The sequence below is a fragment of the Parabacteroides distasonis genome (assembly GCF_004793765.1).
GTDB classification, from domain to species: domain Bacteria; phylum Bacteroidota; class Bacteroidia; order Bacteroidales; family Tannerellaceae; genus Parabacteroides; species Parabacteroides distasonis_A.
This window is the reverse complement of record NZ_SRYM01000006.1, coordinates 110856-119569: the sequence shown is the minus strand read 5'-3', so window position 1 is coordinate 119569 and position 8714 is coordinate 110856. Positions and strand designations below refer to the sequence as shown.

The 8714-nt window shown below is 51.4% G+C and carries 4 protein-coding genes; 2 read left to right on the top strand and 2 right to left on the bottom strand.

Annotated elements, in window-relative coordinates; all coding sequences use genetic code 11:
- Positions 1–357: 357 nt before the first annotated feature.
- Entirely contained in the window at positions 358–2055 is a 1698-nt protein-coding gene (locus tag E5342_RS03675; RefSeq protein ID WP_135958851.1) for a RagB/SusD family nutrient uptake outer membrane protein, read from the bottom strand.
- Positions 2056–2070: 15 nt separating this feature from the next.
- Complete coding sequence (locus tag E5342_RS03670) at positions 2071–5106, bottom strand: SusC/RagA family TonB-linked outer membrane protein (RefSeq protein ID WP_135958850.1); 3036 nt, start codon at positions 5104–5106, stop codon at positions 2071–2073.
- A 769-nt stretch (positions 5107–5875) separates the two neighbouring features.
- Between E5342_RS03670 and E5342_RS03665 the strand changes: the two genes are divergently transcribed.
- Positions 5876–7855, top strand: coding sequence for a family 43 glycosylhydrolase (locus E5342_RS03665; protein WP_168354444.1), 1980 nt, complete (start codon positions 5876–5878; stop codon positions 7853–7855).
- The gene (locus E5342_RS03660; RefSeq protein WP_135958848.1) at positions 7855–8700 is read left to right on the top strand and encodes an MBL fold metallo-hydrolase; all 846 of its coding nucleotides are present in this window, start codon (positions 7855–7857) and stop codon (positions 8698–8700) included. Before E5342_RS03665 ends, E5342_RS03660 begins: the two co-directional genes overlap by 1 nt.
- The last annotated feature ends 14 nt before the right edge of the window (positions 8701–8714 follow it).

Genomic DNA, 8714 nt, shown 5'->3' with positions numbered 1-8714 from the left:
GAGGCAAAGATAATGTAATTTCGACATAGGTGAAATAATTATGAATAACTACTTATTACAAATATATAATACAAAACCAAACATACAAAATTTTTAACAACATTTTTATAAGATGTAAAATTGTTTAGAAAATAACAATAAAATCAGTGAAGCAAAATTAGGCATAATCTACAAAATTTACATGGTCGGAAAAACGCAGTACTACTTACTTCATCTACGAATATATACTTATTTGCCCAATGCAGTATATATTCTCCAGTCAAGTAAATAGTACTGCGTTTTTCCAGCCATATCAATAGTAAACAGGAAGCATGCCATTAGGCATACTCCCTGTTCCATATCAAATCCTACGAACAATTAATATCCCGGGTTCTGCTCCAATAAATTATTGGCTCCGATCAAGCTGTAATGGATCGGGAAACGGTTCAGGTTCTTATTGTTGGTAGCCTTATGATCCCACCAGTCCTCAGTAACGTAAGCATCCCAACGTACCAAGTCCGTACGACGACGGCCCTCGCCTAAGAACTCCATCATCCACTCGTCCAGCATACGATACTTGTCCAAGTTGGAGGCTGTCACCGGATCCGGATCTCCCTCAGGGAAATAACGCTTGCGCACCGTATTGATCAAGTTAGCCGCACCCTGCTTATCACCCGCACGCATCTTACACTCCGCCAAGGTATAATACACCTCCGCCAAACGGATCACCGGCACGTCCGGATTACCCTTCAACTTATACTCCTCCTGGTTCGGGCGCGGACAGCGCTTCATCAAACGCACGCAAGAATTCTCCTCTGCCGTAGCGATCGTGGAAGGCAGATCCGCCACAGAGGCATATTCCGTACCTACCTTCGCGAAGTAAGCCACCTGGTCTACCACCGTAAGCGGCTGGTCCGCATACTCACGGCTACCCGTACAAACCCAGTCCGGATTCAACGGATTCACCAACTTGCCCACGATAAACATACCGCGATACTTACCGTTACCATCATATACATACGGTTGCTTACGGATATCCTTGTCGTGGAACTTCCGATAAGGGCTACCCAACTTATACGTATAAGGCTTGCCGGTCGGATCCAAGCCCGGAGTCAGACCGATACCGTTATTAGAGCCGGAACCTTCCAATCCACCCAAGTAGTTCTTGTAGTTGTAAGGCACCTGCCATTCCCAAAAGCCGCCATTCGTCTCCGTCTGGGAGTTCTGGGAAGGGACAGACCAGATGATCTCATGGCTGAACTCGTTGCTGAAGCCGAACGTGGTAGTCCAGTCGGCATCCAGCTCGTACGCGCCATACTTGCCATCCAGAATATCCTGGCAGATCTGGGCGGCCTCGGCGTACATTTCCTTGCCGATATAAGACTTCGCGTTGAAATACAGGCGAGCCTTGGTCATGGCTCCCGCGGCACGATTGATAGCGCCGGTCTCCATCTTGCCCATCTCCGTCTTGATCGGCAAGTTAGGGATAGCCACGTCCAGCAAGGAGTCGATGAAGTGGAAAGTCTCCACGTCGGTAGAGCGCCCTCTCACCTCGCTCTTGGTCGTGGTGTACAAGGCCACGCCGCCGAAGAAGTCCAAGCCATCCAGGTAAAGGGAAGCGGCCAGGGCAGTCTGCTGCGCGATCATGGATTCCTTCGTACCCGGCTCGAAGCCCAGCTTGTCGAAATCCACCTCGCTCAGGTCTTCCACCGCATCCCAAGCCAATGCCACGCCCATGGCGAAGTTAGTCCATCCAGCCTCGATACGCATCATGTCTTCCGTATACTCATGGTGATGGAACTTCTGATAGTTAGCACCGTCGAACCAGTCGCTTCCGCGTGTCGGCAACACATATTCATCCGTACCCAGCTCCTGCAAAGCCCAGCGAGGGTCATCTTGCCCCAAGTACCAACGCCAGTGCGTGAAAGAACGATTGAAACGTTGCCAAACAGCCTCCTGCGAACTATAGAACGTTTCCGGTACGACCTGTGAGTAGAACTCCGGGTCTACGTTACAAGAGGTAGCCGCCGCGAGGCAAGCCACACCCATCAATAGTGATTTAAATATATTTTTCATTTTTAGACAACTGAATTAGAAATTAAACTGCAAGCCTAGCGTATACGTACGCGTCAACGGATAGAAATACTCCACGTCCCAGAACTTCTCCGTACCCTTGTCCCAGCCATCGATCTTTACCTCCGGATTCATACCGCTATAGCCGGTTATCGTGCATACGTTACCTACCGTGGCGTAGATACGGATACGATCTATCAAGTTATTGGTATACTTCTTCATCGGGAGCGTATATCCCAACGTGATCGCATCGATCTTCAAGAAGGTACCATCCTCCAGATAATAGTCGCAAATTTGTTTCTCTCCCTTGATGTGGTTAAACTTGCCATAGGCATCCTTCAAGACATTCGTGTTACCTCTTCCCTGTATGCCGTAATACATATTGATCGTGTTATACACATCGAAGTCGATCCAGCTACGCATGTTGATACCCAGGTCGAAGTTCTTGTAAGACAAGGTATTGTTCCATGCCAAGATCAGTTTGGGCGTATAGTTGCCCATGTACTGCTTATCATTCTCCGTCTTGTCGGCCGCCGGTATCACCTCGCCGTCCTTGTTGTAAAGCAAGAAATTACCGTCATCGTCGAAACCGGCGAATTTCCACAAGAAGAAAGAGCCGATCGTAGATCCCTCTTCCATGCGGGCGGCGTCACCCGGTGTTCCCGGCGCCACGAACCCGTTGCCATTGTAATACGTGTTATTTCCCCACAACGTAAGGATCTTGCCGGTGTTATGGCTCATATTGATATTCGAGGTCCAAGTAAAGTCCTTCGTGCGGATGATATCGCCACCAACCTCGAACTCCCATCCCTTGCTCTCCATCGAGCCGATGTTCTGATACTGAGTACCGATCGTATAAGGCGGCTGCGGCACCTTCACGCTATAGAGCAGGTTATCGATCTTGCGGCGATAGTAGTCGAACTTACCGTACAGGCGTCCCTCGAAGAAGGAGTAGTCCACACCCAAGTCCCATTCTTTCTTCTGCTCCCAACCGAGGTTGGCGTTCACGTTCTGTGTCTTTCCGTAGGAATAAGCCCAGACACCGTTCGGCAACATCCAGTTCGTGTCGGAACCCAACAGGTTAGCCATATAGGAAGCGTCGAAATCATTGTTACCCGTCACGCCATAACCGAAACGTACCTTCAAGTCCTGGAGCCAATCGATCTCCTTCATGAACTCCTCGTTGGAGATACGCCAACCGGCCGTCACGGACCAGAAGTTAGCCCAACGGTTATCGGCGGCGAACTTCGAGGATCCCTCGTGGCGGATAGATGCCGAGGCCATATACTTGTCGTTATACGAGTAGTTCACACGGCCGAACACGGAGAAGAGCTTCTCGGAGATATCCTTGCTGGAGCTCATGGCCGCCTTTCCGTCGCGTAGGAAGGAGCCTTGGTTCATGTCCCAGTACTTGATACCGTCTACGGAGAAGTTATAGTTGGTCATATTGAAGCCCTCGCCGTTCTTCTCGAAGTAAGAGTAACCGGCCGTGGCGTTAATGCTATGCCCGCCCTTGAACTCTTTCAGGTAAGTGAAATAACCCTCGGAGGTAAGGTTCTCGGTCTTGCTGAAGCCCAGGTAAGCGGCTCCCTTGCGAGATTCCTCGATCTCCTCGCGGTGCGTGCTCGGGTTATACGTATGATTCTCCCACTGACGGTTCTCGTATCCCAGTATCTGCTGGAAGGAGAGGCCGGGCACGGGCTTGATGTTCAGCTTCAAGGTAACTTCCGGCTTAAACCACTTGTCGAGGCCGTAGTAGTCGCGCAGGTAAGAGTCGGCCACCACGTTGTAGTCCAAGGACTCGTTCGTCCAGACGTTGTATCCCGTCTCGCTGTCCGCGTCGTAAGGAGAGCGGGTGGGATTGTTACGCATGGCCTGCTGGAAGTTCGGGAACTTATTGTTACGGGCCGCCTGGCGGTAATCTACCGCGGGACGTACCTCCAACCAATCGTCGAAGAGCTTAAAGCTGGCGTTGATACGTCCGCCAAAGTCCTGACGGCTATCGTTGATGGCGATACCCTCGTTTTTCTCGTAGAAGAAAGAGGTATAGACCTGCGCCTTCTCGGTACCCAGCTCCAAGGCCAGGTGGTGCTTCTGCGAGAAGTTGTTCTTGTTGATCATCTCGTCCCACCAGTTCACGTCCGATCCGTAGTCCGTACCGATACCGTACTCAGCGTACTCGCGTCCGCTCAGCATCTCGGGGGCGTTATAGTTCTGCTTCTTCGTAAGTTCCGTGCTATACGTCAGTTTCACCTTGCCGTCCGTGTTCGATCCGCTCTTCGTGGTGATCAAGATCACGCCGGAAGCGGCACGCGTACCGTAGATAGCGCCGGCCGAACCATCCTTCAACACGTCGATAGACTTGATATCCTCTTGCGTAAGCGAGCGGATATCGCCGCCGGGGAAACCGTCGATAACGATCAAGGGAGACTTACCGGAGTTGATGGATGTCATACCGCGCAGCTGGAAGGAAGTCGCTCCGTTGGCGCTACCCAAGTTGTTCATCACCAAACCGCCGATCTTTCCTTGCAAGGCCGTAGAGATATCCGATCCGCTCACGCCGACCATCAAGTCGTCCGCCTTGATAGAGGTGATGGCGCTCGTCACTTGCTTCTTGTCCATTGAGCCGTAACCTACCACGACTACCTCGTCCAGTTTCTGAGAGTCCTCCTCCAAGGTCACGCTGACCAGGCTGCTACCGCCTACCGGCACCTCTTTCGTAACGTAGCCGATATAAGACACCTCGAGGATAGCTCCTTCCGGCACGTCTTGCAATATGACTACTCCGCTCATGTCCGTAACGTTACCAATGGTCGTTCCCTTGACCAGCACGTTCGCACCGATCAGCTCGCCCATAGAATCTGAAACCTTAACCGTGATTGTCTTACCTTTCTGGGTTACCGATTCCATCTTCGGGCCGAGATCCACAACCGGCTCAACCGAAGCCAAGGCCGGGCTAAAGGCCATAGACAGGAATCCCGTGGTAAGCAACATAACACTTGGTTTAAGCAAACCTAAACATAAAAGTTTGCTCGTCTTACTACTTTTCTCCATTTTCTTTAATGGTTACAATTAATTGAGATTAACAAAAAAATCAAACACGTGATATTTCTCCTTTATATAATATTCTCAGTGTTTTCCCTGGAAATGACGGGTTTAAACCATCGTTTAAACTAGTCGTTTTTCGCGCTGAGGCACGCTGTTTCTTAACATTTTAATTTATAGTCTGATACGCCATTTAATCGCTTGATGTTAAAATATATGGACTAAAAAGATGTTTAGGTGAATATTGCATAATTAAAAGAAATGATTACCTTCGCGAACGACTAGTTTAAACGATCGTTTAGACTAGCCGTTTTTCTCCGACCCTACCAAAAAACCTCGCACAGAAGCCCTCTCCCATACCCCGGGCGCCCCCTCGCGACAATCGGGAGGCCCGGATTGCTCACCGCCCCGGCAGGCGGGAAAACGGTTCATCGAAATCCTATTAATAATCCGTAAAATTACTCAACCGCTTTAACACGAAAAGCGCTGCCTTTGCCCAATGGTACCTTCGCTCTGCCTTCGCCCTGCCCTCGTTCTGCCTTCGTTCTGCCTTCGTTCTGCCCTCGTTCCTAGGAGTGGATTTGGAGTGGATTTGGAGTGGAGCCGGAATGTTAACACTCCGGCCCATCCCCTGCCTTATTTGTTAAAAATGATTTAACACGAGAAAAAAACGCGTTGCCGGAAGGATGTGGCGCCGCGATCCAACCGGAGTACGAAAAAAAACGTATATTCGCGCATGGCAATCACTCGAAGGAATAACCATAGAAACATATACAAGATGAATACACGACACCACCACCTCGCATGGATCTTTTGGGCAGTAGCGTTCTTCGTTCAGTTCGCGCAAGCCCAGCCACAAGTACGAAACATCGCCGACATCCATATCCGCGATCCCTATATCCTGCCCGACGCGAAAACCGGCACTTATTACATGTACCGCTCCGCGAGCGTCAAGAACGACAAAGGGGAGTCCACGGGAGGCGTAGAAGCTTTCAAGAGCAAGGATCTGGTAAACTGGGAGGGCCCGTTACGGGTATTTACCGTTCCGGAGGGAAACTGGATCACCGGAGACGTATGGGCGCCCGAGGTTCACCACCATAACGGCAAATATTATCTTTTCGCCACCTTGAACAGCGATATAAAATGGAAAAAAAGCCAGCCCGGATGGGTGGATTATACATTCCGGGGCACGCAGATCTTCCATTCCGACTCTCCCGAGGGCCCGTTCCAACCCTTCGGCTCGACGCCGCATACGCCGATGAGCCGCATGGCGCTCGACGGTACGCTTTGGGTAGAGGACGGCGTGCCGTACATGATCTATTGCCATGAATGGGTACAGATCGCGGATGGCAGCATGGAATTGGTCAGGCTCGCCGACAACCTCTCAGCGCCCCGGGGCAATTCCCTCACGCTATTCCACGCTTCCGCCGCGCCTTGGTCTACCGGCTCGACGCACCCCGCGCCTCTGCCGACTTCCTTCGTGACGGACGGCTGCTTCCTTTACCGGACCAAGACGGGCAAGTTGCTCATGATCTGGTCCAGCTTCATGGATTCGGAATACGCGATCGGCATCGCAGAATCGGTAACCGGCAAGGTAACCGGCCCATGGAAACAGCAAGAGACCCCTCTGTTTAACAAGAACGGAGGACATGGCATGATCTTCAAATCTTTCGACGGGAGGCTATACATCACTTTCCACGGCCCGAACTCTCCCTCCGGGTCCGAGAGGGCCCATATATACGAGCTGGAGGACATGGGAAACACGCTCGCGCTGAAAAAAGAACTATCATCACGAGAACAAGACAAGACGGCACCCTTTTGGGGGAAGCAGGAAGCCTATCTGATCAATCAAACCGAAAAATCCTTCCAACTGGTCAACACGCTCCTGAGAGAGAATCCACCTTCCTCAAGTAAACCGGCATCGGCCCGCAAGGCGGCCCTGCAACTGCTGGACGGCATATTCCACGATACCCGGCTAGATGGGAGCGAGACCGTCGCCCGCTTCATGGAATCCCGCGTGAAAGGGGTGCTGGAAGACATGCGCAACCCGCCGGAGACAGGCATGAAAATATATAAACTTTACAATGACGGCTTTATCGTGAAGACGAAAAGCGTCACGGTAGCCTTCGACTTATACCGCGGGAGAAGCATGGGAAATTCCGCTACCCTGATCTCCGACGAGATGATGCAGGCCCTTGTCGCACGGTGCGACATCATGTTCCTTTCCCACAACCATCCGGACCATATAGACCCGGAGGTCGTGAAAATGTTTACGGACAGGGGTAAGCAGGTAGTCGCCCCAGCGAATAGCCTGAAGGAAAACAAACAGGTGACTCACATCCGTTCGGAACAGATAATAGACAGGGAATTCGAGGTCGATGGAGGCAAACTGCGTGTGAAAATATTACCAGGTCATCAAAGCGAGCTGATAAACAACATACATGTCGTGACCACCCCCGAGGGCCTCACCTTTGCGCAGACGGGCGACCAATATAGCGAGGAAGACCTGGAATGGCTGCTCAACGTAAAGACAAAAATCCCGGCCCTGGACGTATTGCTGATAAACTGCTGGGCGAACCGCATGTCGGACGCCATAGAAGGATTCGGCCCCAAGCTCGTGATCACGGGGCATGAGAACGAGCTAGGCCATACGATCGATCATCGCGAATCGTATTGGGCCTCATTCATGAAGCTGGAGAATATCGCCCGGCCGAATTGCCTGATGACATGGGGGGAAACGTATTGGTATAAACCCTGATGATCCTACAGATAATAGACACCGGCTACTTCTACGCCGACGGGGGCGCCATGTTCGGGGCCATTCCCAAAAGCGCCTGGAGCCGTCGCTATCCGAGCGACGAGACAAACGCTTGCGTGATGGCCATGCGTAGCCTTGTCATAAGGACGGATGACGGACGCGTCGTCCTGGTAGATAACGGAGCGGGAAACAAACACCTGAAACAACTAGGTTATTACCGCTTCTTCAACTTGGTAGACCTCGGCGAGGAACTGCGCAAGCTGGGAATCCTACCGGAGACGGTCACGGATGTCGTCCTCACCCATCTCCATTTCGATCATTGTGGTTATACCACGCGAAGGGATGAATCCACCGGGCATCTATCGCTCTCATTCCCTAACGCGACCCATTGGGTAAGCCGCAGGCAATGGGAGAATTTCCTTCATCCGAACGCCTTGGAGAAAGATTCCTATTTTATCGAGAATATGCAAGCCGTCGCAGACGCTAATTCCTTACGGCTGCTAGATGCCGGCACATCAATTTGCCCCGCTATAGAGCTACGCTTGTATGATGGGCACACTCCGGGACAAATTGTTCCCTATATCCATACGGAGGAGCGGACCTTTGTCTTCGCCGGGGATGTCATCCCCCTCGCGGCCAGCGTATCCCCGGAATGGATCTCGGCTTACGATACGTATCCGGTCACGTCATACGACGAGAAACTGCGCATGCTTGCCGAAGCCGCCGAGAAAGGGCAAGCACTCATCTACTGCCATGACGCTTACATCCGCTGCACGACCGTAAAACGCGTGAATACCTATTACAAAAAAGACAAAGAAATACCCCTTAAGAACACAAAAGTGTAAAAGCATTAGATAAA

Bases quoted from the DNA above. Each gene is read 5' to 3' on its own strand.
- E5342_RS03675 (WP_135958851.1), bottom strand. From the start codon at position 2,055: ATGAAAAATATATTTAAATCACTATTGATGGGTGTGGCTTGCCTCGCG.
- E5342_RS03670 (WP_135958850.1), bottom strand. From the start codon at position 5,106: ATGGAGAAAAGTAGTAAGACGAGCAAACTTTTATGTTTAGGTTTGCTT.
- E5342_RS03665 (WP_168354444.1), top strand. From the start codon at position 5,876: ATGAATACACGACACCACCACCTCGCATGGATCTTTTGGGCAGTAGCG.
- E5342_RS03660 (WP_135958848.1), top strand. From the start codon at position 7,855: ATGATCCTACAGATAATAGACACCGGCTACTTCTACGCCGACGGGGGC.